Source organism: Sulfurovum indicum (genome assembly GCF_014931715.1).
GTDB lineage: Bacteria > Campylobacterota > Campylobacteria > Campylobacterales > Sulfurovaceae > Sulfurovum > Sulfurovum indicum.
This window is the reverse complement of record NZ_CP063164.1, coordinates 24,927-51,201: the sequence shown is the minus strand read 5'-3', so window position 1 is coordinate 51,201 and position 26,275 is coordinate 24,927. Positions and strand designations below refer to the sequence as shown.

Sequence of the window (26,275 nt, the reverse complement as noted above, 5' to 3'; positions counted from 1 at the left end):
ATTATTTTCAGCCATTTTTCAATACATCTGCATATATTGAATCCAGGTTTTCGGCAACACTTTTCCAGTCATACTGTTCCACATCTTCACAGGCACTCTTTACCAGTGCCTCTCTTAGTGTTTTATCTCCAAGCAGAGTCTTCATCTGCAGATACAGGTCATCGTCATTTCCGTTCTCAAAGAGAAGACCGTTTCTACCGTGCGTAATGATCTTTGCAATTCCCCCGGTACGGGAAGCAACAACAGGGGTTCCCGCAGACCATGCTTCAAGTATAACCATGCCGAACGGTTCATGACGTGAAGGGAGTACAAGCATCTCGGCTCCTCTGTATGCATCGACAAGAAGCTGATCCTTTGGAGTAAGATCTTTGACAAAAGTCACTTTGGAACCCAGTCCGTTTGCCTCTATATAGGCTTGCAGGGTTTCAAAATATGCATCATCGGACACTGCCCCCAAAAACACAAGATGAAGATCATCCATCTCTTTTCCCAGCCTGTTGAATGCTTCCATAAGAAGCATCTGGTTCTTTTGTGTATCGATCCTTGCACTGCAAAGTACCATCTTTTTTGATTCAGGAATATTGTATGCTTTTTTAAAAGCTGTTTTGTCACCTTTTGAAAACTTTTCAACATTTACACCGTTTGAAAGATAGTGAACCTTGCTGCCGTATTTTTTATACGCCCGGTCATACTCCTCCTGAGAAAGCGTTATAATCGCGGCAGCATCATCCATGACCTTGCGTGAACCAAATATCCAGCCAAGTATCCTGCCCCACTCAAAACCGTTCTGAAGCTGTTCTTGACGATGATTTGTCTCTTCGGTATCGATATTGAAATAGCCGCCGTGAAGTGTGATCACATAAGGGATATTCCTCCATTTTGCAACAGTTCTTGCTATGGCTCCCATTCGTTTTAGCGTATGAAGATGGATGATATCCATCTTCTTTTTACGCAGAAGCGCAAAAAGAAGAGAAAAACTGAAAAGATTGCCCCCGATGGCATCAAAAGCTCTCTTTTGCTGTTCACTCAGACCAAAAAACGGATAGAAATAGTCAAAACGCCTGATTGGAACCTGATCCATCTCTTCTTTGGCATTGCCGTCCAGTGCTTTTGAGGTATAGATAGCCGACTCGTATCCCATAGGCTTCAGGTAGTGTGCACTGTTCATCACAACTGTTTCTGTACCGCCCCACGATTTTTGGGTAAAACGTCTTGGAATATGCACAAGAGATACCTTTTTGCCGTTTGGTTCCTGCACTATCTCTTTTAACCTGTTCTCAAAGTTCTCATAGGAGAATGAAGAAACGATGGAGTCCTGAAGCTTTTGGGCATTTCCCATACGATACTCCCTATCCTGCATCAATCTTTTTATCTTTGCGGCCATATCATTCATATCTGATGCCACATACTCTCTCTCTTTGGGGCCTGAAAGCCCCTCCATACCCAGAGGGGTCGTAAGCAGTGCACGTCCGGCCATTGCCGTTTCTATAACACGGGTATTTGTTCCTGAAGCGATGTAGATAGGAAGAAGTACAAATGAACTCTTCAAAATAACCTCTTCTATCGAATCTACCTTTCCGAGTATCTTGATACGTTCGTGTCGGGAAGGTGCAAGGGCATCGCACCCCTTTCCGACAACATGTATCTCATAGTCATTCTGTTCCAGATCATCTTTTATCGCATCATACAGTGTATCGTGAATATATGCGTAGGCATCTCTGTTGGCCGTTGAATCCATTGCACCGTAAAAGAGAATGACCCTGCTGTCCGGACAATCAGGCTGTTTGGGGCGCAGATGTGTTGTATTTGGCAGATATTTGACCTGACATCCGGTATTCCGGTCTTTGATATTTCGGCACTCCTCTTCATTGGAGAACAGAAAAGTAAACTTGTGTTTATAGAGTTTTTTTTCAAACAGTGAGAGCTTCATCTTCTCGATAAGATAATATCTGCCTGCGAAAGATCTGTTCTTTTTCCATGCCTGATCCATCAGTCTTGACAATATCAGGTCGGCATCTATAATGATATCCAGACCGGGGATCTTCTTTTGTGCATAAAGAGCAAGCGGACTAAAAGCGATCGTACGGAAGAAGAGTACACTGATACCGTGCTTCCTGATAAATGAAACAAATCTCTCTTTCGACTCTTCCGAGAATCCTGCAATCGCATCCGGCAGCAACCGGCTTCCCTTTTGAGCTACAGGCAGCTCCAGCGAAGCATTCTCTTCTTTACATTCGGAAGCCTCCTTGATAATACAGGTATAGACATTGGTATATTTCTGCAATGTCCGGTACAGATACCTGCTTCTGTTCTTGTCTCCGCCTATTGCATCGACAAATGCTCTATCTATATATAATAGATTTTTCATCTTATGCCTTTTTCTCTCTGATTTTGACGTATTGTACATAAGATTGTTGCAGATACTTTGCACATTTACGGAAGATCACGGAAATGCTTCCCGTCCAGGAAGGGTTTTTCAGGGTTTGCTCTGCATAAAGTGTCTCTATTGCAAGGAGAATATGATATGATACATAAACTAGATGCAAAGTATCTGCAATCATATCTTTTATACTGCTGTTAAAAAAAGGCCTGCATATGAAAAAACTTGCACTATATGTATTCATTGATGCATTCGGATACGAGATCTACAAACAGCACCCCTACTTTCTGAAAGATATCGCGACAGATGCAAAACCGCTGCAGTCAGTACTGGGATTTACCAATACCTGCCTGCCCTCTATCCTCTCAGGAAAATATCCGCAGGAACATGGCCAGGCCTCACTTTTTTACTACTCAGACCATTCTCCGTTCAAGTGGATGAAGGTACTTTCTTTCCTTCCCTCCTTCTTTGACCGTTTCAGAGTAAGGAACATATTAAGCAGAGCACTTAAAAAAGCTTACGGATATACAGGCTATTTCCAGCTCTATTCCATTCCGTTCGACAAACTCGGCTATTTTGACTTTACGGAAAAGAGAGACTACTTCGTACCGGGTGCACCTTTTGATACGATCTTTGACTACTGTGTACAGAACAGTATCCCCTACCATGCTTCAGACTGGAGGGAACCTGAAGAGCGAAACCTTCAGGCAGTTACCGAAAGTATAGAAGAGGGTGATACAGCATTTGCATGGCTTTACCTTCCAAGTCTTGACGGAATACTGCACAAATATGGTACGCAAAGCCCAAAGGTAGAAGAGAAGATCCGCTGGCTTGATCGGGAGATCCGAAATGTCTATGACAAAGCCAGAAAGAAGTATGATGATGTAGCACTCTATGTCTTCAGTGACCACGGTATGGAAGATGTAACAGAGGGATATGACCTGATTGCCGATATCGACGCACTCGGCCTTGAATACGGCAAAGACTATATTGCGATGTACGACTCAAGTATGGCACGTTTCTGGTTTAAAAATAACAAGGCACGAGAGATGATCACACGTAAACTTCACGAGATCGACAACGGCTCCATCCTGGACGAAGAAGAGCTCAGAAGGCTCAAAACCTTTTTCGAGGACGGAAAGTTCGGTGATCTTTTCTTTATGATGAATCCGGGCATTATGATCAATCCCAGTTACTTCGGTAAAGACCTGATCGCAGGTATGCACGGCTACCATCCGGATACTCCCTCCTCCAAGGCTCTTCTGATAAGCAACAAGAAGATCGGTGAAGAGATCACAAGCATCACCGATATTCGAAAAACCATGGAAAAGGAACTTGCTCAATAGTGGAAACAGAAACGCCTAAACGTATCAAAGAGAATTTTTTTCTTATAGAGCCGCTGCGTATTGTTGCGGCACTGCGTGAAAAGCTGTTATATATCCTGGTCACTGTCATCCTGTTTGCTGCCCTTGGTGCCTATATCGCCATCAAAAAAGAGTCCAAATCATGGAGTGCCACAAGCAAGATCATACGTTACAGCAAACAGATATCCCAGTCAAGCGATGTCCCCTACCAGTTTCAGAACTTTAACTACGAAACGGCTTTAGAGACTATACGTACACGCTCCAACCTGATCGAACTCATTCGAAGACTTGATCTCAACGGTACTACTCCCGAAGAGCTCTATTCACAGTTTGAGATCAAACGGGGGAGGAACTCCGATATCATCGAGATCATCTTTACCAGTCCCGATCAAAAGCTGGCTGCCAAGGGAGCGAATACCTTAAGCCAGATCTTCATTGACAACTTCTACAGGGTGCAAAATGCTGCGATCGAACGTATCTATGAATACTATAACCAGAACAAAATCAAAAAAGAGCAGGAGTTCTATAAAACAAAAGAGGCCATGAATGCTTTTCTGAAAGAACACAATCTCACCTCTTTGGAAAGTGAAATATCCATTAACTATACTCTTTTAAACAAACTGGAACAAAAAAAACTGCAGATCCAGACCGACATTACCGCATATAAGACTTCCATTAAAGCCATTGAAGACTCGCTTCATGGTATTCCGGAGGAAGTAAAACTCCGCTATGCGATCCGTTCAGCCAACAAAAAAACGCTGGAGCTTAAAGAAAAAGAGCTGCAAAGGCTTAAAGAGGTCTACACGGATGAACATCCAAAGGTCCAGATGCTTGAAAGTGAGCTTAGGCAGATAAGGAAGACCATTAAAGAAAACAAGACTGCCGAACCCGATGAAGTGACCTACGGAACAAATCCGATAAAAAGCGAACTGCGTGTAGTACTTGGAAAAACAAAAATCGAATATACCACGGCACTGAACATACAAAAAGCACTGAAAGGACAGATCGAAGGTGTCAAACAAAAGCTGGAATACCTGACAACACTGAATAAAGAGTTCCTGAAACTCAAAAGAGCCAAAGATGAAGCGCATTCACAGCTTGATCTGATCTCAAAGCGTCTGTACGATCTTAAGATCTCTATAGGGTCAAGCAAGGAGGACTTTAAACTTTTCGAGCCTGCAAAGGTTCCGAAGTTCCCTAAACCAAGCTACAAAAAGGTTATCGTGATCCTTTTCGCTTTTCTTGGGGGATTCCTTTCTGTTCTTATCATTACTGTAAGAGAGCTTTTACACAACGGAATAAAAACAAAATTTGACCTTGAAACAAGGTTCGGTATCACAGACGTGGTTCAACTGCCAAAAGAAAAGCTCCTCTCAAGTGAAAGTAGACAGGTGTTTTCATTTTTGGCGAACAATATCATCAACAAAGATACAGACCGTCCGCACATCATCACAGTCGGAGCAGATACTACACCAAAACATCCAGGGCATATTACCGATATGCTTATGGAACACCTTATCTATCAAAAACATAAAGTGCTCCATATCTCCGCCTCCTATGTCCCTTGTACAAAGAACGGCATCAATGAAATAGACCTTATCTCTCCACTGGAGCCCCAGACCTTCAAACCGCACAAGGAAAAAACAAACGTATATGCCTTATGCTGGTATCTTAAGGACAACTATTCCATATTCATTCCGAACAAAGAGCATATTGAGAAGGTCTTTAAAGCATTAAGAGAGTTTGATTATGACTACATCATTATCGACCTGCCTTCATATTATGACGCCAAGCACCTTGTCCCTATGTTCGTTGAACAGGCAGATACCTTTTTGCTCTGTACGGAGTTTAAGACCTCAAAACGAAAAGTGATCCATGAGTTCCTGCTCCAGCTTAAAGAGGAGAGTCTTGATAAAATAAAAGGAGTGATAAGTGAAACCCGCAAATATTATATTTATTAGCTCTTTGGCATTGATGCTTATCGTTTTACAGGGCTGCATATCGCACCCTTCACCCAGCCCGGTTATACATGACGCCAATACAACCATTTCCAAAACTGTCTTAACGCAACACACTCTGTTGCGCAAAAGCAAAAACAAAAAAGAGATAGAACGTGAACTGAAAAAACTTCAAGCAAACAATGTTACTCCTTACAGGATCGGTTCGGGAGACAGGTTTGACATCTCTATTTACGGAGAACCTGAGCTTACAATAAAAAATGGTGTCGTTAAACCAGACGGTACACTGACCGCTCCGATGGTAGGGGATGTAAAGGTCTCCGGGTTGAGCATCAACCATGCTATGAAAAAAATATCCCAAAAAATGCAACAATACATGAAGAAACCGATCGTATCTCTTATCCCTTCACAATTCAGGGCACAAACCTATACGATCCTTGGGAAGATAAACAAACCGGGCAACTATATGCTTCATGAGAACTCCAGAGTACTTGATACGATAGCAGAAGCCGGCGGACTTTCCATCGGTGTTTTCAGGGACAACACCATTGAACTGGCTGATCTGGAGCACGCTTTTATCCGCAGAGGGGACAAGGTGCTGCCGGTCAACTTCATCGAACTTGTCCGTAAAGGAAATCCGCTACACAACATACCGCTGAAAGACAAAGACTATATCTATATACCGTCTGCACTGAATACGGAGATATATTTGCTTGGAGAACTCAAAACAAGCGGCTATTACGGATACAAAGAGAATATGACACTCAGCCAGGCTATCGTATATACCGGCGGATACAAAGATACAGCCAACATCAACAAGATAGCGGTCATCCGCGGATATCTAAACGATCCTACGGTCTATCTTGTAGACCTGGAAAAGGTTCTGGAAGGGAAAGCAGCTGATTTCAGACTTAAGCCTTATGATATTGTTTTTGTCCCCAAAAGTACTTTTGGGGACTGGAACACACTTCTGGATATGCTGACTCCGAGTTTACAGGTATTGACAAGCGGCTATATTAGCTATCAGCTTTTTTCAGGGGAGAGCAACTGATGCATTTTCTACAAACTTTGCGACTTGACATCCATATGGTACGGGGTACTTCCCAAAACAGAAGTACTGATCTGCTCTATGTCATACATCCGCGTATGTGGCCGGTCGTTCTTTTCAGACTTTCATCTCTGTTCACACGCTGTCGGCTTGGTATCATAGGCAAACTCTTTTCGCTTCTGAACCAAATACTTTTTTCTTGTGACATCGCCAGAGGTGCCAGGATCGGGGGAGGGCTTTACCTGCCCCATCCCAGCGGCGTTGTCGTAGGAGAAAATGCTATTATAGGAAGAAACTGCATCCTGCATCAGGGGGTTACACTTGGTGACAGAGGTGAATGCCATGAAGGAAGCGACCCGGTACTGGGAGACTATATTGAAGTGGGTACAGGTGCCAAAATACTGGGTGCTGTGCACTTGGGTGACTATGCGCGTGTCGGAGCCAATGCCGTCGTGCTGAATGATGTGGAACCCTATGGTGTAGTAGCGGGTATCCCGGCAAAACTGATCAAAATAAGAGAGGATAAACCTCTGCCAGACAAATAAAAAGACAAACCATGTCCGAACTTAAATATGTCATCTTTTTTCTGGTCCTTCTGTTTGGAGTACCTTTTAATTATATCATGGCAAGAAAATTTCCAAAGTATGAAAAGGTACTCTGGTTCCTGCTGCTCTTTTTTACCTGTAATATGGTCGATATCAACTTTTTTTCCCACGAACACTACAGGGGTACTTCAAGAGGATTTGAGATCGGTATGGTCGATATTCTCACCTTTTCTCTATTGGCCGTCATAATCGGCAGAAGAAAAGAGTACCCCATTAAAAGACCTCCTGGCACCTTTTTATACTTTACCTACTTTTTCTTCTCTCTCCTTTCCCTGGTCAACAGTGATGTCTATCTCTATTCATTTTTCGAGCTATGGAAAATGATACGGATGTACATCTTCTTTTATGTCGTTTATAATATGATACGGCAGTTTGAAGATATTACCGACATGATGGTAAGTATCTCCATTATTACGATCTATATTACCTATATCGTACTCAAACAAAAGTACCTTATGGGTATCTTTCAGACATACGGTCCTTTTCCTCACCAGAACTCACTGGTGCTCTATATGATCATGTACGGATCGATGCTTCTGAGCCTTCTGCTCAACAAGGAAGATATAAAGCTCTACTATTGGCTCCCCGTCTTCGGTATGGCAAGCATAGATATCGTCTCTACACTTTCACGTGCGGGACTTGCAATGTATGCCATGTCCATCATAATGATATTTTATTTCTCCTACCGAAGCCACTTCTCCCTGAGAAAAGTCGGTGTTACTTTCCTCTTCCTTCTTTTGGGCTCCATTGTCATGTATAAAGCGATGGACAGTATCATTGAAAGGGTTCAGACCGCTCCTGAGGAGTCGGCAAACACAAGAATACGTCTGGCAATCGCTGCCCGGAAGATGGCTGATGACAAAATACTGGGTATCGGACTGAACAATTTCGGTCTCAAGATCAACGACCCCTATCCGTACGGTGCACATATCCCCAGAAATGACCCTTATGAAAAAGGAGGCCTTGTCGAAACGATCTACCTGATGATCGCTGCAGAGACCGGCTGGCACAATCTTGTAGTATTCTTCATCTTTATCTTATATTTTTACGGAAAGAATCTGCGTAACTATTTCCGGATGAAAGGGCATCCTTACCGTTTCATTCCTATCGGGATTGCCGGAGGACTGACCGCATGGTATATCCAGTCAACACTGGAGTGGGTGCTCAAACAGACTAACAACTACTACCAGATGATGTTTGTTTTTGCTCTCATCGCCGCAGTCTCAAGGATGTTGGACGAGGAGACAAAAAAGAAAAAAAGATAAAATAGATCTTCATGCCGTCTTTTGCAATCTTTTTGCCTTTTTGACATGTAATATTGTCACCATAAAAGTACTCTCTGTCGGGGAGCACACTAAAAAACATTTTACCCAGGAAGATAATATGCGTATTTTAACCGTAACCAACTACTATCCGCCCCACTTTATAGGCGGCTATGAGATCGCCTGTAAAGAGACGATGGATTTTCTCAAAAACAGAGGCCATGAGATCATGGTCGTGACATCCGACTATCAAAAAACATCCCGGAAAGAAGAAGGCATACTGAGGGATATGCACCTGACAGATTATGCCAAAAGTTCCCGAATATCAAAAAAACAAGACGAATACCATAACTATAAAACTGTACTGGAAACCATCAGACATTTCAAACCGGACCTGGTCTACTTCTGGTCTCTTCGGGGCATAGGACTCCTTGTTATCAAGGCCGCACAACAGCAAAATATTCCCTATGTATTTGAGATCGGAGATTTCTGGATGTACGGCTATATGCAAAAGGGCTCTCCTTTAAAGCAGAAGATCAAATCACTGCTTCCTTTTCTGGGTTACGGCAACACCTCTATCTCTCCGGCTATCTGTGTATCCGAATGGGTGGCAAGGGAGATGCGGGAGAAATACGGATCTGAAACGACATATGTATATCCAAATGCAACAAAGATCCCCGAGAAAAAGATATCAGAACATACGGAAATAAAATTTGTCTTTGCCGGAAGAATAGAAGAGGAAAAAGGGCTTGACCTTGCTATAGAGGCACTCAAAAGATTCGCCTTACGACATCCCGAAAGCAAATTCATTCTGGATATTTACGGAAACGGTGATCCGGACTATATTGCAAAGTGCAAGGATATGGCAGAACCAATAGCCTCCAGTGTAAATTTTAAAGGAAAGGTCACATCAAGAGAAGAGATCTATACCGGAGCATCCGCACTGCTGATGCCTACGAGAATGCGTGAGCCTTTCGGCCTGGTGATCATAGAGGCAATGGCTCACGGATGCGCGGTCATTGCCTCTGATGACTACGGACCGGCAGAGATCATAGATCATGGACAAAACGGTCTTCTCTTCGAAACAAACAATATCAATGACCTGTTATCGCAAATAGAAAAAGTCTACTTTGACAAAGAGTGTCTTAAAAAACTTCAGGAGAACGGATACGAACATGTCCGAAATCATTATAATATACAAAAAGTAAAAAGCAAGATAGAGGTACTTCTTAAAGAGATAGCAGGAGTCCACCCGTGAGCGTCAATAAAAAAACTATGCTAAGCGCAACCTTGTCAAACTATATCCATCTAATGATCAAGATCGTTGTATCTTTGTTCCTTGTACGTATTATGTTTATGGGGATGCAGCAGGAGGATTATGGCTTCTGGGCACTTATGTGGAGTATCTTCGGATATGCCGTACTGCTTGAATTTGGACTTGGGGTGACCATCCAGAAAAAGAGTGCCGAGCTTATGGAACACAACCGAATACATCAGCTGAGCAAACTTTTCTCCACCTATCTTGCAGTCTACTTCATCATCGCCGTCATGATTGCCTTGAGTACGATTGTATTGAGTTTCAATATAGAGTCTCTCTTTGTCCTTTCCGACACAGAAAAAGTGCATGAGTATATGCTTGCACTGCTTGTCTTCGGACTTGGCAGTGCAGCAGCGTTTTCACTCGGATTCAGTGCAGAGATACTTGTAGGACTTCATCTTCTTAAAGCAAGGAACCTTGTCAATACGCTCTTTGTCATACTCAATGCCGTTTTATTGTGGCAGTGTGTGGTATGGGACCAGCCTCTTCATATCTTTGCTGCCGTTGCGGTAGCAACACAGTTTTTGAACAATCTGCTCTTTTTGTTCGTAGCAAAACATCATGTTCGGGAACTGAAGTTCTCATGGAAGCTGATCGACTTTGGTGATGTCAGAAGATCTATGCAGTTCTCTTTAAGTGCCTATCTTATCATGTTCAGTAATATTATTATTTTCAGAACAGATCAGATCATCATCTCGGCAGTTGCCGGTGTCACATTTGTAGGACTTTACCAGATCGCAGCGAGGGTTGCAGAACTCTTTCGCCAGTTTGCCACACAGTTTCATGAAAGTTTGGGAACCAAAGCCGCCATGCTCAATGCCCGCAGTGACAAAGAGGCTCTTTCAAGCCTCCTGATGCACTCCAACAAGATCGTATCTGCGGTAGCGACTGCTCTTTTTATTCCTATGTTCCTGTTCATTGAGGAGCTTTTGATGCTATGGCTTCACATCAATGATGCACAGACTATTCTTGTAGCCAGAATACTGCTGGTCTCCATGTATGTGCTGGTAGTTTTTAGGAGCTCGATGGTACAGGTACTTTTAATGAACAACAAACATATAGAATTGATGAAAATAGGCTTACTGGAAGCAACCGTTAATGTAATACTCAGCATCATACTGGTTAAACAGTACGGTATGGTCGGAGCTGCCATAGGAACACTTCTGCCCAATGTCATTCTGGCCCTGTTTTACAATATCCCTGCGACCCTGAAATACTCCGGTGTAAATATTGGTGAATATCTAAGAGGTTATCTTTTCCCTTTTGCTGCTGTATTTGCAGGTACACTTTACCTGGGATATCTGCTCAAAGGTCTTATCGTGCCGGATGCTATCATCAAGCTGGGATTTGATGCTGTTTTGGTCATGCTTGTATTCTCTTTGGTATATGGTATCTTCACCTTTCCCAAAGAGGCTGAACTTCTGTACAAAAAGATCCGAAGAGCCTGAATGGCTCTTCTCAAACCCCGTATATACATACTTTTGTAGAAAAATTTTTAATTTTAAAAAAAATTATGCTTGCAATCTACCTGCATTCTCTTCCTTTACAATAACACAAACAGTCAAAAAGGATTACATAATGAAAGCAATGATTTTAGCAGCAGGAAAAGGAACAAGAGTACAGCCTTTAACAAATACGACACCAAAGCCGATGCTACCCATCCTGGACGTACCGGTCATGGAACTGATCATCAAAAAACTGAAAGCTGACGGATTCAATGAGATCGTTATCAACACAAGCTACCTCTCAGAAGAGATAGAGAACTACTTCAAAGACGGTTCACAGTTTGGCGTCTCCATCCGTTACTCATTCGAAGGAGAGATCATTGACGGAGTACGTCACGGAAATGCCATCGGTTCTGCAGCAGGCATGAGAAAGATCCAGAATGAGAAAGCATTTTTCGATGATACATTCCTTGTCATTTGCGGAGATGCGATCATAGATGCGGACCTTTCCAAAGCCGTCAAGATGCACAAACAGCATGGAGGTATCTCTTCCATGCTTCTGAAAGAAGTACCAATGGAGAGTGTTGACAAGTACGGTGTAGTAGAGCTTGATGATTCAGACAGGGTCGTATCGTTTCAGGAGAAACCGAAAATCGAAGAGGCACGTTCAAATCTTGTAAATACAGGTATTTATATCTTTGAACCTGAGATATTCTCCCATATTCCTGCAGAGGGGAACTATGACATCGGCGGAGAACTGTTTCCAAAACTTGTCAGCAGTGATACCCCGATATACGGGATCAACCTTCCTTTCCAGTGGATAGATATCGGTACAATAGAGGACTACTACCGTGCAAATCTGATGGCACTGAAGAATGAGATCAACCAGATCGAATTTTCCAAAGCAGGGCTTATCGTCAATTACGATGCTGTATCTTCTGAAGAGATGCCTCATACACCTCTCATTCAGGATATACCGCAGGTCAATGAAAGTCACTACAGCAGAAGAATGAAATATGCAGGATAGTATGATGGTTTACAACAACTATGAGCTTGAAAGGTCCGGCTATGAGGTAGGAAAAATAAAGATCATTATTATTTCCATCATTCTCTCTTCTGCATTGGCAGCGATCCCGTTTATTTGAATAGGAAAAGATGCACTGAAGTGATGCGATACAGTTTACATTCATATTTATGCAAACTATCTGCATATTCATTCCCTATACTACCCCCTATAAAAACTAAAAGATACTCCTTCTGGGAGCATCTTTTGATAAAGGACATAACAATGACAACAGTAATACTAAGCGGCGGAAACGGAACAAGAATGTGGCCAATCAGCAGAACCCTGATGCCAAAACAGTTCGTAAGGTTTGACAATAACCGTTCTCTGTTTCAAAGAACAGTACTTCGCAATCTCCCCCTCAGTGACAAAATTATGATCGTATCCAATGATGCACAGAAGTTCTTAGTGCTCGACCAGCTCTACGGCTTTGGCAACGTAAACAGCAGTTATATTTGGGAAAGTATCGGCAAAAACAGTGCCGCTGCCATTATTATGGCTGCCTTGAACAGCGATGAGGACGAGATTCTCTGTATTGTTCCTTCCGATCATCTTATCAAAGATCAGTCCGAATATGAAAAAACCATCCGTAAAGCTGAAGCGCTGGCAAAAGAGAATAATATTGTTGCCGTAGGTATCGAAGCCACCTTCCCGGCAACAGGATACGGATATATATGTCATGACGGGGAAGATGTGATCTCCTTTACCGAAAAACCGGAAGAGGATACTGCAAGATCTTTCCTGGAGCAGGGGAACTATCTTTGGAACGGCGGTATCTACTGCTTTAAAGCATCACATTTCATAAATGAATGCAAAAGAGTAATCCCTGAGCTTTTTGAAAAAGTAGTACAGGCTTTTAATGCGGCTGTCGTTACAGACAATGAATGCCACATTACCGCCCAAAGTGTCGAGAATCTCGAGTCTGTCAGTATCGATGATGCACTGATGGAAAAACTCTCATCCAATTTCAAGGTGGTTCCTTTATCTGCAAAATGGAGTGATATGGGATCATTTGATGCCATTGATGATATATGTGAAAATACAGATTATATCAATGTCAACAATAATGAAAATACGATCTCCATACGATCAAAAAACAACTGTATCATATCATCTGAAAGAATGATCGCAACAGTCGATGTGAATGACCTGATCATTGTTGATACACCTGATGCGCTTCTAATCACCAAAAAAGGCTCTTCCCAAGATGTCAAAGAGGTTGTCAAAGAGCTTAAAAAACGCAATAGCGATCTTGTGACAACACCTTCTACTGTTGCCAGACCATGGGGGAACTATACTGTTCTTGAGAACAACAAAGCATACAAGACTAAAAAGATCGTTGTCCGTCCAGGAAAGCGTCTATCCCTTCAGTCACATTTCCATCGCAATGAGCACTGGATCGTCGTCAGCGGTACGGCCAGAGTAACAGTTGGAGATGAAGTAAAACTGCTGCAGGCAAACGAATCGACATATATTCCTGCCGGAGAAAAACACCGTCTGGAGAATCCCGGGGTCATTGACCTTGTCATGATCGAAGCACAGGTAGGAGAGTATCTCGAAGAGGATGATATTGTACGCTACGAAGATGACTTCAACCGTGTAGCCTAAAAGAGCAAACCTGTGAAAGATCTTCGCAGGTTTTTTAACAATTCTCCCCTCATTGCAACCTTTCTGCACTCTCCTTTTCTATAATAATTCCAGAAAAACAAGAAAAGGAGTTTGACATGTTTCCATTAATCTGCAAAAATATCTACATGATACCCTTGAACAATATTACCTATACCGGAAAATCAGTTCAGGACAATCATATAAAATCAAAAAAATATCATTCGATGCTTATAGAGAAGGTCACGGACCTTTTAACCAGACAAAGGATAAACAATGAAAATTGCTTGGGTAAATGATCATGCGGGATTCACGGGAGGTGCAGAAACTTACATCTACCAAAGTGTACATGAACTTTCACAGAGATACGATATCGAGAATATACTTCTCTACAGTACCAAAAGCCGTATCGATCACAACTACGCTCAAGTTTTCTCGTTCACAACTGTTATAGCCAATATCAAACAGCAGCTCAAACTGCTAAAACCGGACCTAATTTATGTACACCAGGTGGAGAGTATCGAGGTCATCAGGGCACTTGCAGAAACCAAAATACCGGTAATCGGTTTTGTACATGACCATAAACACTTCTGTCTGCGTGAACATAAATATACGACTATTACCCATGAAACCTGTACAAAACCGGTCGGGATCGGATGTTACGGATGTCTTGGGTTTATCAACAAAAAGAGCTCCTTCCCTTACATTTCACTCAAGACCCTTTCAGGTATCAGAGAAGTTCAAACACTTCTTAAAAAGTTTGACCATATGGTTGTAGCCTCCGACTATATGAAGAACCACTTGGGCCTTCATGGATTTAAAGAGAAAAAAATAACCAAGATCCCACTCTTTTCACAGTCGGAGGGAAGCACAATCGCCAAAAATGCCATTGCACATGAAAAGCGTTTTTTATTTGTGGGCCAACTTGTCAGAGGGAAGGGGGTCGATACGCTGCTGAATGCTTTTGCAACACTGAAAAACAGAAACATTGTTCTGGATATCTGCGGAGACGGAAAACAAAGAAAAGAGCTTGAAGAACAGTCTCAAAAACTTGGCATATCCAGCAGAGTAGTATTTCACGGAAAAATAGATTCCGAAGCACTTGGAAACTACTATGCCAATGCCTATGCTGTAGTCATTCCAAGCCGAGCTCCCGAAACATTCAACCTTGTCGGCATTGAGGCGATGAAACACGGCAAAGCCGTTCTTGCTTCAAATGTCGGTGGAATCAGCGAATGGCTGAAAAATGAAGAAAACGGTCTCTCTTTCTCTTCCAATGATGAAAAAGAGTTGAGCAGAGTTCTGCAAAAAGCCATTGACAACCCGCAAATGGTAAAAAAAATGGGCGAGACAGGGCTTGATCACTATAACAGAAAATTCATAGCAGAAATTCATTGCAAAAAGATATATGAACTGTTTGAAACACTCTTGACAAAGGAAAGCTATGCTGCTTGAAAACCAACAATTGACCTACTACAACAACAAAGATGTCGAAATATTTCTGAAAGAGGTTCTGAGTGAAGCCTCACTTGTATTCAAAGAACTCTTTACAAAAAATCAGACAGCTGCTCTTATACTGATAGGAGGATACGGGAGAGGTGAAGGTGGTATTGTACTTGAAAACGGTAAATACCGACCGCACAACAACCTTGATCTTCTTTATATTCATAACGGAAATATCAGTACAGAGACCGTTGAACTGGCCAACAGCAAACTGCAGGATATCTCCAAAAAGTATGATATCGGGATAGATATGTCAGCGATCAGCAAACAAAAACTGATGAGACTCAACGGACTTGTTGTCAGTTATGATATGAGATTCGGACACAGAACACTGCTTGGTGACTCGACTTTTCTAAAAGAGCATGAGGCATTTTCTCTTTACAGTATCGACCCGGCAGATGTAAGACAGCTGTTGGTGAACAGAGGTACGCTTCTGCTCATAAACAGAGTTTTGCTTAGCAAACCGCTGCTTACAAAGAATGAAAAAAAACTGATCATCAAGCATGCTATCAAAGCTATCATCGGATACGGTGATGCCCTGCTTTATTTCAATAACGCTTACCACTGGAGCTATGCACAAAAACAGGTCAATATGTCTGAACTCAAAAATATTGACAAATCTATCAAAGATCTCTATTCACAGGCCATACTCTTTCGGTTTATGCCCGATTACGATTCATATTTGACAAAGGATCTGAAAGCATGGAATGATACATTGATCAGAACACTCTCATCCATTCATCTGGAGTGTGAAAAGATCAACCTTTCAGAAAATGATCTCAATTGGGAGAACTACTTCAAAAAAGCACTTGAATATAAGAGTTATTCTCATCAAAGTTTACGCCAAAAGGTCAAATCATGTCTATACGGCATAAAAAACCTGCCTGTTCTCAAAGAGCTTGACTCCACAGACGAAAAAGTCAGCTTCATGCAGCTTGGTGCCAGAGGAGTACTTTCTCTTCTGTTCCCCTATATCGCTTATGAAACCTATCCCGAACATTACCGGTCTCTGTTCAAAGCTGCTCTGCACACAAAAGAGAATGATACACACGGATTTTTAAAAGGATTTTTGACACTTTGGTCAAAATGGGGAGACACAAACTTCATCAATGTGCTCCGTACATATAATATTGAATTGGAGAGATTATGATCTGTTTAACAGCCGACCTGCACCATATGAGTCTTAAAACAGGAAACCAGTTGCACAGTGACAGAACAGAGATGTCTCTGGCAGGAGAGTTTGTAAAAATGATGGAAGCAAGAGACATAAAGGGCTCATTCTTTATCACAGGACGATCTTTTGAAGAGGAGTGGGATGAGGTCAAGCCGATCGTAGAGAGTCCCAATATCGAAGTTGGCGGGCATACCTACGAAGCATTCAAACCGGAGCTTCTGCACAGGGTCTGGAACAAGCTTACAAAAAACTATAACGGTCCGTACGCCTACCAGTACTATGATACGAAAAAGACCATCGATATCATATATAAAAAGACCGGTAAACGTATCAATATCTGGAGAAACCATATGTATATGCATGGCCCAAATACCGAAAAGATCCTTAAAAGCCTGGGTATAGATATCTGTTCTGACGGTGTAAAAAAAGAGAACTTTACTCTGCAAAAAGATGATACCGGACTCTATAACCTTCCTATCAACATTATTCCGGACCATGAACATATCATCCATGCCGAACGTACCCCTGAGTGGATCGCACAGTGGCAGAAACGTTATAACTGGTCTGATGATTTCGGACCTGACTCATACTACATCGATACGTGGGCTGAAATGGTACTCGATCAGCTAAAAGAGAATGAAGCCAAGGGCAGACTCTCCGTTATGATCATCCACCCCATTACCATGTATCTGGCAGACGGATTCAAAGCTGTTCAAAAAATTTTGGACTACATTCAAACCAGGGAAACCATCTTTATGGGTGACCTGTTGCCAAAAGAGACAAAGGCTGCAGCATGAAAAAAGTAACAGTAATCGTACGTACATTCAATGTTGAGTGGGTGATTGATCAGGCACTTGCAGCACTGATGGCGCAAAAAGGTGTCGATATTGAACTGATGATCGTAGACTCCGGTTCTACCGATGCGACCCTTGAGATGATAGCCCCCTATCCTCATACCTTCATTGCTATAGAGCCCGGTACCTACTTCCCCGGAAAAGTACTCAACCAAGCTGTAAACGAAGCAAAAACGGACATTGTGGTATTTGTTAACTCTGATGTCGTTCTGCTTGACGAATATGCGATAAAAAGGCTTATTGAACCGCTTGAGGATCCCAAAACAGCAGCCTCATTTGGAAGACAGATCGTACGTCCGGAGGCTGATCTATGGGTAAGGCATGACTACGCAAGAGCTTTCCCGGATACCGGAGAGAAACCCGAATGGATGCACTACTCCCTTCCCATAGCCGCTATGAAAAAATCTGTGTGGGAACTACAGCCGTTCTATACGGATGCATGGGGTTCGGAAGATACACACTGGGCTGTACAGATCAAGAAGAAAGGATATAAAATAGCTTATGTCAAAGAGGCCATAGCGATGCATTCACACAACTATACGCTAAAACAGCTTGCTTCCAGAAGACGCATTGAAGGAGAAGCAGATGTCTATATCTACCCGGAAAAGTCAGTATCATTTTTCAGTACACTGCGTTCTCTTGCAGGTTCATCCCTGAGGGAATCCCTCTACTATATTGCCAATAAAAAGATATTTGGTATTCCCTATCTGCTGCTTAATCGTATAGTATATGCATGGCACTACTATAAAGGATTCAAACATGCCAGCAGAAACAGAAACGAAAACCAGATAACATTTGGAAACTACCAGTAGATCAAGTCTGCAATTTCCAGGTCATATATGGGATAATCCCTGTTTTTGGGTACCCTCTCTTTTCAGACTGTCACACATCTTGATCTGCCTATAATGATAGCTGCTCTATATGAGAGTTTAACACTCAAGATTTAAATTGATATTTGATTGATGTTAAAAAGATACAATACCAAACAGACAACCCAAAAAGGTCAGAGATGCAACGAAAAATACTGCTGCTTGAGGATGATCTGCAGCTGAATGATACAATCAAACAGTTCCTTGAGCACCATCACTATACAGTCCTGCCCTCCTATGACAGCCATCAGGCCAGAGATATACTGTATGAAACCGATATCGACCTGATGCTGCTGGATATCAAAGTACCTCACCAAAGTGGATTTGACCTGCTCTCACAACTGCGTAAAGAGGGCAGCGATACTCCGGCTATTTTTATCACGTCTCTCCATGGTGTCGATGATGTGAGCAAAGGATTCGATGCAGGATGTGATGACTACATCAGGAAGCCCTTTGCACTGAAAGAACTCCTCGTCAGGATCGAAGCACAACTTAGAAAACGTTATGGCAGCAGAGAAGAGTATCTTGATCTTGGAAAGGGACTGCACTATTATCCCAAAGAGTTTCGGTTGACCCAAAACGGCAAAACCATTCCTTTAAAAAACAAAGAGGCCAAACTGCTCGCACTTCTGCTCGAACACCCTGACCTTCTTGTCTCCTATGAGAAAATCTATGATACTCTTTGGGACTTTGATGAAGAACCAAGTTCCGGTTCGCTGCGTACATACATCAAAACTCTGCGTTCCCATCTTGGAAAAGAGCATATTGAAACAGTCAAAAATGTAGGATACCGTTTTGTACCGCAGTGAAAAAAGAAGCCTTTTCAGGTTTCTGGCGATCTACCTTATTTCAACATTTATACTCTTTACCATAGGGAGCGCTATTTTCTATACCCTTGAAAAACACCACCTGATCGACAAACAACGCATAGAGATGAAACAGGAAGGGGAGAAGATACAGCATCAACTCATCCGCCTTCATAAAACATTTGAATCAAAACTGCCCATCCATGTAAAAGAGATATACAAAATCGCTCTGCTTGACAAGGAGTTGAACCCGATTTTTTCCAACTTTACTCCTCCAAAGAATACCGGATTTACTCAGGAGTATCATCTTGTTGACGGACATATACTCTACATCAAACCAGTCGATCCCTATCATCTTGGTGTTGCTTATCTTCTGCTTTGGACAGCAGTTGACCAGGCAGGCATTGCCAATCTGCAAAAGATGATCATTCTTTTTATGCTGGGAGCCGGAGTATTTTTCCTTATATTAGGCTATTTTCTGGGTCGTCTCTTCATTGCCCCAATGCATGAATCAATCGAAACCATGAACCGTTTCATTCAGGATACAACCCATGAACTCAACACACCCGTCAGTACCATCCTGACCAATCTTGAACTTATCCAAACCCTGCACAAATGTGATGCCAAAGAGGAGATGCGGCGCATAGAGATCGCTTCCAAAACACTGAGCCGTATCTATGATGATCTGACTTACCTGAAACTCAATCACCAATATCATCGTAATATCCAAGCCGTTAATATTTCACATCTTCTTAAAGAAAGGCTGGAATATTTTTCTGTTGCTATCAAAGCCAAAAAGATCACCCTGCATACCGCTATAGAACCGGATATAGTACTTCATATCGATCAGGATGATGCCATACGTCTCCTTGACAACCTCATTTCAAATGCCATCAAATACAATAAAACCGACGGTACTATTGCAGTATACTTAACCTGTATGCAGTTTTGTATCAAAGACAGCGGCATCGGCATAGCAAAAGAGGAACTTGCTACGATCCATAAACGCTTTAAGCGTGCCAACAGCAGCGAAGGCGGGTTTGGTATAGGGCTGGATATTGTCTACCAGGTGGTAAAAGCTTACTGCTTTGAGATACAAATAGATTCACAAACCGATCAGGGAACGGAGGTTACCATCACATGGAAAAAATAATATTCATTCTCTTTGCGGCACTCTTCTCTTTATGGGGGAGAGAGAATACAATACTTGACCAATCTCTCCAAAAAGAGTGCCTTCAGTGTCATACTCAGCAGCAGATTCCTTCCGAGATGATCTATCGCCGCTATCTTCTGAAGTACTCCTCCAAAGCACTGATCAGAAAAAAGATCTTTGCATACTTCAAAGCACCCTCTCCTGAAGTATCGATCATGCCGGCTCCGTTTTTTAAAAAGTTCCCCATTAAAAAGAGATCAAGCTTGGATGATCAAACCTTGAAAGAGCTGATCGATGCCTATATCAGAAAATTTGATGTTGATAAAAAGATCTATATTATTCCGGAAAAAACTGACTGAGTTTACACCGACATACAATTTCAGTTGATATTCAGTTCATACATAGCTCTTATAATTCCGATAACCAAATCAAAAGGATCTATTTATGAAACAGAACAAAATACTACTACTGGCAGCTATGCTGTTCCTGAGCGTCTCCACTGCTTCGGCACAAGATGCAGAAGCACTATTTGATGCCAAATGCGCCATGTGCCACATCAAAACAAGACCGGCAGATATATCAACTCTTACAGCGCCTCCTCTCATGGGGATCATGCGCCATGTCAAAATGCGTTATCCTGACAAAAAGAAGGCTGTTGCATTCATATCTGACTATGCACTCGATCCAAGCAGCACAAAAGCCGTATGTATGCCCCAAAAAATACAACGTTTCGGACTGATGCCTTCGCAAAAAGGGAATGTAACACAAAGTGAACTAAAAACAATTTCCGAATGGATGTATGATAACTTTCCGCCAGCAGGATTCCGTGGCGGTCAGGGACAAGGAATGCGAACATTCTAACTAACACTTTGGTAACAATTGTTTTTTATAATTCAACTATTCTGCTGAGTAAAACAGAAATACTCATGGCAAATCACAAAAAAAGGATACATCATGAAAAAAACACTGTTTCTTTTTACGCTTACAATAGCTACAGCAATGGCAGCGAATAATACAGAAGCGAAACAATACCGCTATATGAAGCAGCAGACAAATACAGATACTGATGGAAAAACATATCAAAACAAGTACCAATACAAATACCAGCATCAGTACCGGTATGAACATAACAGCGAAGTTCAGGGACAGAGCAGTCAAATGCAAAGAAGAGGTAGCGGCGGAATGGGAAGAGGAAGACATTAAGTCTTCTCTCCTTTTTTTAACCTTCTCTTGCAAAAATTTAGACGGCTGCAAATTGTTTAATCATTCTCTCCTCCCTCCCAAGTTTGCAGCCATCTAAGTATTTAGGGCACCTCTAATAACCCCATACGCCCATAATGGGTTTTGCAGATGTGAGATTTTGCAAGAGGCTTTCAAGTCCTAGCCAAAGCTAAGACGATGGAAGCATCTTGTGAAAGATCGCGTCTGCAAAGCCCACCCTTTGGGCAATGCCGGCTTTGCCCTATGCGGCGTTACACTTTTTCGACTTAGCTACGGCTAGGTCTGTAAAGTGTGCCTTGCCTAGAACAAAGCCGGCAATGTTATGAGCATATGGGGTTATTTGAGGTGCCCTATTTAAATCATATGTCTACTACCCTCAGGTACAGCCTCTGAAACAACCTTTTTATTCTCGATCTTGAGTATTCTGTCACACAACGGCAGCATTGCCTCATCGTGTGTAACCATGATGACAGCGACATTCTGATCGATTGCAATCTTTTTAAGCATCTTCACTACACTGACAGAACGGTCCAGATCTAAAGCTGCCGTTGGTTCATCTGCAAGGATGATCTGAGGTTTGTTCGCCAGTGCCCGGGCAATGGCAACTCGCTGATTCTGCCCTCCGGAGAGTTCAGAGGGCATATTGTATGCTTTGTCGGCTATATCAAAGTACTTCAGCAGCTCCATAGCGAACTTCTCCGCCTCTTTGGCGGGAACACCATTGGTCTGCGGGACCAGTGTCACATTCTCTATAACATTCAAAAAAGGGATAAGATAGTGCGCCTGAAAGATAAACCCAATCTTTTCACGGCGGATCTTACGCTGCTCTTTGGTCAGCCAACGATTATCATAGACTTTCTCATCCCCCAGCCACATCCTTCCGCTGGTAGGCTCTTCTACACACCCTATCATCATCAGTAAAGTGGTCTTTCCAGCACCACTGGGAGCAATAAGAGCGACCAGTTCCCCCTTGTTCACCTGAAATTCGGCACCTTCGATCACACGAACAAGGTTCTCCCCTTTACCAAAATGTTTAACAAGGTCTTCAACTTTGATCGCCTGCTGTCCCATCTTATCCTCCTATAGCTGCTGCCGGATCGGCAGAGATGACTTTTTTGACCCCGATGAACGAAGCCAAGATGGATGCAATAAGCACTACCACAAATAGAAGCCACGCATCGGGAAGTTCCAGTACGACCCTCTTGGGGAACTTGTCGTAGATAAAATGGGCAAATAAATTACCGAAAATAAATGCCAGAAATCCCAGAAGCAGCGTCTCCTGTATGATCATTTTGATGATCATACTGTTGGGGAGTCCAATAAGCTTCATAATAGAGATCTCCTTCATCTTTTCCAATGTCATCGTATAGATGATCAAAGAGATAATAATGGTGGATACTGCTACCAAAATGGCGGTAAAAAGTCCTATTTGTTTGGATGCACGCTCAATAAGGTTCTTAGTCAGAATATCTTTCTGTTCTTTTCTGGTATAGATACTTTTATGAAGTCCCTCTCTGATATGATTTGCCACCTCATCAATAGCATACCCCTCTCTGACAGTAGCAACAACGGCATTCACCATCGGAATGGCGGCAGATGCATCACTGATACCTCTTGCCCTGTCACTTCTGATACGGTTGTTGGAGTAGGAAAACTGAAGCTCCTGAGCATCTTTGAGTGAAATATACACCAGTGGATCACCGCCGGAGGAGACTGTACCGTGCGTTATACCCACTACCCTATAGATATTTCGACCGATAGGGATCTTCTCGCCCATCTTGAAGCCGATGTTGTCAGATACAACGATTTCATAGTGGTTACGCCGAATTCCTCTTCCCTCAACTATCCTTTTGGGATTGACAGGATCCATCCTGCCGTACGGATCGAATCCCACAGCCACCACACGTACAGCTCTCTGCTTATTGTCAAGCTGCAGATTTTGAAAGGTCAATGCTGCTGTTTTATCAATACCGTCTATAACATAAACACTGTTTTTAAGGTCTTCATGAACTCTTGAAGACTCTGCAAAAGGACCGAGTGTATCCTCCTGAACCACCCATATATCGACATCAAGATCATCAAGAAGTACTTCGGCATCAACCATCATACCACGGTAGACACCGATCATGATCAGTACGATCCCCAGAAGCATCCCTACCCCCATTGCGGTGACGATAAACTTCCCAAGGGTATGTTTAATATCTCTTTTGGCCAGATTAATCATCAATGTACACTTGAGCCCTCTTTAAGAGGTTTTTTCTTTTCGGATTCTATAAGAAGTGTCATATTATCCTCTATACCTGTTACTGCCGCTTCCTTGTCTCCCCGTACAAGTACTTTTACCGCTATAAAGTGTGCTTTTTCCTCTTTTTCAGTCCAGACTCCCACCTTCTTCTTGTAGTAACTCAGTGCCTTCAGGGGTACTTTGACCACATCTTTATATGTTTTTGATGAGATGCTCACCTCTGCCTGTTCATTGATATAGAAAGGTTTAGGCAGCCTCTTGAATACCACATCGACTTCACGCTCCAGTGTCACAGGATCGCTCTTGGGAACAATACGCGCTACCGTCCCTTCAAAACGCTTCTCGTACTGTGAACGAAGGGTAATCTCTGCTTTCTGTCCCACCTTGACTCTGCCGCTTACCTTCTCATCAATATAGGCTTTTACCCAGACATCTTCAGGATTGACAATCTGCAAAATAGCCTGTGAAGGAAGTACGGTCTGCGCTACTTCGGCATCCCGTGAGATAACATAGCCGTCTACCGGCGCATAAACCATATATCGTGCCAGTTTCTCCTTGAGCGCCTCTACGGCTTTCTGAGCCCTGCTTACCTCCATGGTGGCCGATGCAATATGTGCTCTGGTCGCCTCTATCTGTGCTTCAATGACGTCACGGTCGGCTTTGGCTTTATCATACTCCGATTTGGAAGCAAAGGACTGCTCTTTGAGTTTGGCATAGCGTACATAAGTGATCTGTGCAAGTTCTCTCTGCGCCTGCAGACTCAGCAGCTCTTTTTGAGTCGCCACCAGCTCTGAAGCGGCTTTCTTTGCAGCAATCTCCGCCTCCTCGAGCATCTGCGGTACATCAACACTGTCGATGGTTACAAGAAGATCGTCTTTCTTGACCCATCTGCCCTCATCCGTAGTGATAGAGAGGATCTTTCCTCCTGTCTGGGCAGTGATGCTGTAGGTATATTTGGCTCCTACATTACCGATGCCGTATGTCTCGACAGCAAGGTCTCCTTTGGAGGAAACAACTCTCTCATATGTGCTTTTAGGAATATACACCTTGTTATAAAAAAGTACTGTACCTGCCGAAACGGCAAGGATAATCAGCCCATTCTTGACATATCTATGCATCAGATCTTTCCTTTTAAATATTCAATTCTGTCCAATGCGAGACTTTGGGAATAGTAAGCCTCAAGAACTCCCAGTTCCGCATTAAGTACTACAGAGGTACTGTCAAGTACTTCAATATAGGTTGCCAGCCCCTCCTTGTAACGCGCTTTAATTACTTTCTGGGTCTCTCTGGCAGAGAGAAGCTGTGCTTTTTTGGCTTTGATCGTCTTTTCAAACCGTCTGATATCTATGATCAGTGACCGCAGCTCCTCTTTTAGAGCAAGCGCTTCGGACGCACGCTGCTCCTGCGCAATCTGGTAGCCTATCTTCGCCTGCTGCTCCTGTGCATTCAACCTGCCGCCGTGATAGAGCGGCAGATTGTAGCTGACACCGATATATTCGGTATTGTATGCGTTGAGAGTATCAACCCTGCTATGTGATACAACAAGATCAATTGATCCAAAATGTGCCGCTTCACTTGCACGCTGCAGCATCCTGTTCTTCTCTACTGTGCGGTCATTCATTCTCAGTTTGTAATTGTTTGCAACTACTTCCCGTTCCACACTCTTTCCAATCCCTGCTCCTTTTTTGACGACACCTGACTGCAGACTCAAACGCTTTGGAAGCGGAACCCCCATATAGAGGGAAAGAGAGGTTTTCGCCTTTTCATACGCAGCCTTGGCACCGGCAAGCGCATCTTCGGCAATATAGACAGAAGAGAGAAAACGGCTGGCATCGGCATGGTTTTTGAGCCCCTGTCTGACCAACGCTTTGGACTGTTCATAAAAAATCTTTTTGGTCTCCAGGTCTTTGCGTCTGACAGCAACCGCCTCCTTCTGCACAACCAAAAGAGCATAAAGAGTCTTGACCTTATAGGCAAGCAGCGATTTAACCTCTTTCAAAGAGAGTTTAGAGATATCCTCATCGATCTTCGATGCAGCGACCAGAGAACTTGTCTTTTTGAAATCCCATACTTTCTGACGCAGACTTACCCCAACATTCCAGCTTCTGTCATCAACAGTATGAAAAGTGCCGTTAACCGGCAGAGAAAAGGTTTGTACGGGTGCATAGGCAGCTGAAAGATCGATCTGCGGCAGATAGTCTGCATAGGCGGCATTGTACCCCTGCTCCGCCTGCTGTATGCGCAGCATAAACGTTTTTATATCCGGATGGTTTGCAAAAGTTTTGGCTATAGCCTCTTTCAATGTCAAACTTTGGGCAAAGATACCCTGTACACCAAACAGCAAAAGAAACCCTAAAAAAAACCTCATATATACTCCTGTTCCCAAAACTGCCAATCCTCTA

The 26,275-nt window shown here is 42.8% G+C and carries 23 protein-coding genes; 18 read left to right on the top strand and 5 right to left on the bottom strand.

Annotated features, from left to right (window positions below; translation table 11 throughout):
• Window positions 1-7: 7 nt before the first annotated feature.
• Window positions 8-2,368, bottom strand: a complete 2,361-nt coding sequence (locus IMZ28_RS00225; RefSeq protein WP_197548659.1) for a glycosyltransferase — start codon at window positions 2,366-2,368, stop codon at window positions 8-10.
• A gap of 227 nt (window positions 2,369-2,595) precedes the next feature.
• Here IMZ28_RS00225 and IMZ28_RS00220 point away from each other — a divergent pair, with 227 nt between their 5' ends.
• From IMZ28_RS00220 to IMZ28_RS00135, 18 genes are all read left to right on the top strand, one after another.
• Window positions 2,596-3,726 (top strand): alkaline phosphatase family protein, encoded by a 1,131-nt coding sequence (locus tag IMZ28_RS00220; RefSeq protein ID WP_197548658.1) that lies wholly within the window; start codon window positions 2,596-2,598, stop codon window positions 3,724-3,726.
• Entirely contained in the window at window positions 3,726-5,705 is a 1,980-nt protein-coding gene (locus IMZ28_RS00215) for a GumC family protein (RefSeq protein WP_197548657.1), read from the top strand. Before IMZ28_RS00220 ends, IMZ28_RS00215 begins: the two co-directional genes overlap by 1 nt.
• Window positions 5,706-5,823: 118 nt before the next feature.
• A complete protein-coding gene (locus tag IMZ28_RS00210) occupies window positions 5,824-6,753 on the top strand; it encodes a polysaccharide biosynthesis/export family protein (protein WP_197548656.1) in 930 nt (309 codons plus the stop codon).
• A complete protein-coding gene (locus IMZ28_RS00205; protein WP_197548655.1) occupies window positions 6,753-7,295 on the top strand; it encodes a serine O-acetyltransferase in 543 nt (180 codons plus the stop codon). The genes IMZ28_RS00210 and IMZ28_RS00205 overlap by 1 nt, the downstream gene beginning before the upstream one ends.
• A gap of 11 nt (window positions 7,296-7,306) precedes the next feature.
• Window positions 7,307-8,620 (top strand): O-antigen ligase family protein, encoded by a 1,314-nt coding sequence (locus IMZ28_RS00200; RefSeq protein WP_197548654.1) that lies wholly within the window; start codon window positions 7,307-7,309, stop codon window positions 8,618-8,620.
• A 118-nt stretch (window positions 8,621-8,738) separates the two neighbouring features.
• Window positions 8,739-9,875: a glycosyltransferase family 4 protein gene (locus IMZ28_RS00195; protein WP_197548653.1), complete on the top strand. Its 1,137-nt coding sequence runs from the start codon at window positions 8,739-8,741 to the stop codon at window positions 9,873-9,875.
• Window positions 9,876-9,928: 53 nt separating this feature from the next.
• On the top strand, window positions 9,929-11,383 hold the full coding sequence (locus tag IMZ28_RS00190; RefSeq protein WP_197548652.1) for an MATE family efflux transporter: 1,455 nt from the start codon (window positions 9,929-9,931) through the stop codon (window positions 11,381-11,383).
• 130 nt (window positions 11,384-11,513) lie between these two features.
• On the top strand, window positions 11,514-12,407 hold the full coding sequence (locus tag IMZ28_RS00185; protein WP_197548651.1) for a nucleotidyltransferase family protein: 894 nt from the start codon (window positions 11,514-11,516) through the stop codon (window positions 12,405-12,407).
• Window positions 12,408-12,668: 261 nt separating this feature from the next.
• Window positions 12,669-14,051 carry a mannose-1-phosphate guanylyltransferase/mannose-6-phosphate isomerase gene (locus tag IMZ28_RS00180; RefSeq protein ID WP_197548650.1) on the top strand — a complete coding sequence of 461 codons (1,383 nt, stop codon included), beginning with the start codon at window positions 12,669-12,671 and terminating at the stop codon, window positions 14,049-14,051.
• 273 nt (window positions 14,052-14,324) lie between these two features.
• Complete coding sequence (locus IMZ28_RS00175; RefSeq protein WP_197548649.1) at window positions 14,325-15,503, top strand: glycosyltransferase family 4 protein; 1,179 nt, start codon at window positions 14,325-14,327, stop codon at window positions 15,501-15,503.
• Entirely contained in the window at window positions 15,493-16,701 is a 1,209-nt protein-coding gene (locus IMZ28_RS00170; protein ID WP_197548648.1) for a hypothetical protein, read from the top strand. Before IMZ28_RS00175 ends, IMZ28_RS00170 begins: the two co-directional genes overlap by 11 nt.
• Window positions 16,698-17,522, top strand: a complete 825-nt coding sequence (locus IMZ28_RS00165) for a polysaccharide deacetylase family protein (RefSeq protein WP_197548647.1) — start codon at window positions 16,698-16,700, stop codon at window positions 17,520-17,522. The genes IMZ28_RS00170 and IMZ28_RS00165 overlap by 4 nt, the downstream gene beginning before the upstream one ends.
• Window positions 17,519-18,391, top strand: a complete 873-nt coding sequence (locus IMZ28_RS00160) for a glycosyltransferase family 2 protein (protein ID WP_197548646.1) — start codon at window positions 17,519-17,521, stop codon at window positions 18,389-18,391. The genes IMZ28_RS00165 and IMZ28_RS00160 overlap by 4 nt, the downstream gene beginning before the upstream one ends.
• Window positions 18,392-18,588: 197 nt before the next feature.
• A complete protein-coding gene (locus IMZ28_RS00155) occupies window positions 18,589-19,257 on the top strand; it encodes a response regulator transcription factor (RefSeq protein WP_197548645.1) in 669 nt (222 codons plus the stop codon).
• Window positions 19,244-20,407 carry a sensor histidine kinase gene (locus tag IMZ28_RS00150; RefSeq protein WP_197548644.1) on the top strand — a complete coding sequence of 388 codons (1,164 nt, stop codon included), beginning with the start codon at window positions 19,244-19,246 and terminating at the stop codon, window positions 20,405-20,407. The genes IMZ28_RS00155 and IMZ28_RS00150 overlap by 14 nt, the downstream gene beginning before the upstream one ends.
• Window positions 20,395-20,766, top strand: coding sequence for a hypothetical protein (locus tag IMZ28_RS00145; protein WP_197548643.1), 372 nt, complete (start codon window positions 20,395-20,397; stop codon window positions 20,764-20,766). Before IMZ28_RS00150 ends, IMZ28_RS00145 begins: the two co-directional genes overlap by 13 nt.
• A gap of 85 nt (window positions 20,767-20,851) precedes the next feature.
• The gene (locus tag IMZ28_RS00140) at window positions 20,852-21,268 is read left to right on the top strand and encodes a c-type cytochrome (protein ID WP_197548642.1); all 417 of its coding nucleotides are present in this window, start codon (window positions 20,852-20,854) and stop codon (window positions 21,266-21,268) included.
• A 93-nt stretch (window positions 21,269-21,361) separates the two neighbouring features.
• The gene (locus tag IMZ28_RS00135; RefSeq protein WP_197548641.1) at window positions 21,362-21,610 is read left to right on the top strand and encodes a hypothetical protein; all 249 of its coding nucleotides are present in this window, start codon (window positions 21,362-21,364) and stop codon (window positions 21,608-21,610) included.
• 372 nt (window positions 21,611-21,982) lie between these two features.
• On the opposite strand, the gene IMZ28_RS00130 is transcribed toward IMZ28_RS00135, so the two are convergent.
• The 4 genes from IMZ28_RS00130 to IMZ28_RS00115 are packed head-to-tail and all read right to left on the bottom strand — an operon-like array spanning window position 21,983 to window position 26,241.
• Window positions 21,983-22,699, bottom strand: a complete 717-nt coding sequence (locus IMZ28_RS00130) for an ABC transporter ATP-binding protein (protein WP_197548640.1) — start codon at window positions 22,697-22,699, stop codon at window positions 21,983-21,985.
• Between the two features lies 1 nt (window position 22,700).
• The gene (locus IMZ28_RS00125) at window positions 22,701-23,852 is read right to left on the bottom strand and encodes an ABC transporter permease (RefSeq protein WP_197548639.1); all 1,152 of its coding nucleotides are present in this window, start codon (window positions 23,850-23,852) and stop codon (window positions 22,701-22,703) included.
• Window positions 23,852-24,991 (bottom strand): efflux RND transporter periplasmic adaptor subunit, encoded by a 1,140-nt coding sequence (locus tag IMZ28_RS00120; RefSeq protein ID WP_197548638.1) that lies wholly within the window; start codon window positions 24,989-24,991, stop codon window positions 23,852-23,854. Before IMZ28_RS00120 ends, IMZ28_RS00125 begins: the two co-directional genes overlap by 1 nt.
• A complete protein-coding gene (locus IMZ28_RS00115; protein WP_197548637.1) occupies window positions 24,991-26,241 on the bottom strand; it encodes a TolC family protein in 1,251 nt (416 codons plus the stop codon). Before IMZ28_RS00115 ends, IMZ28_RS00120 begins: the two co-directional genes overlap by 1 nt.
• Window positions 26,242-26,275: the final 34 nt, after the last annotated feature.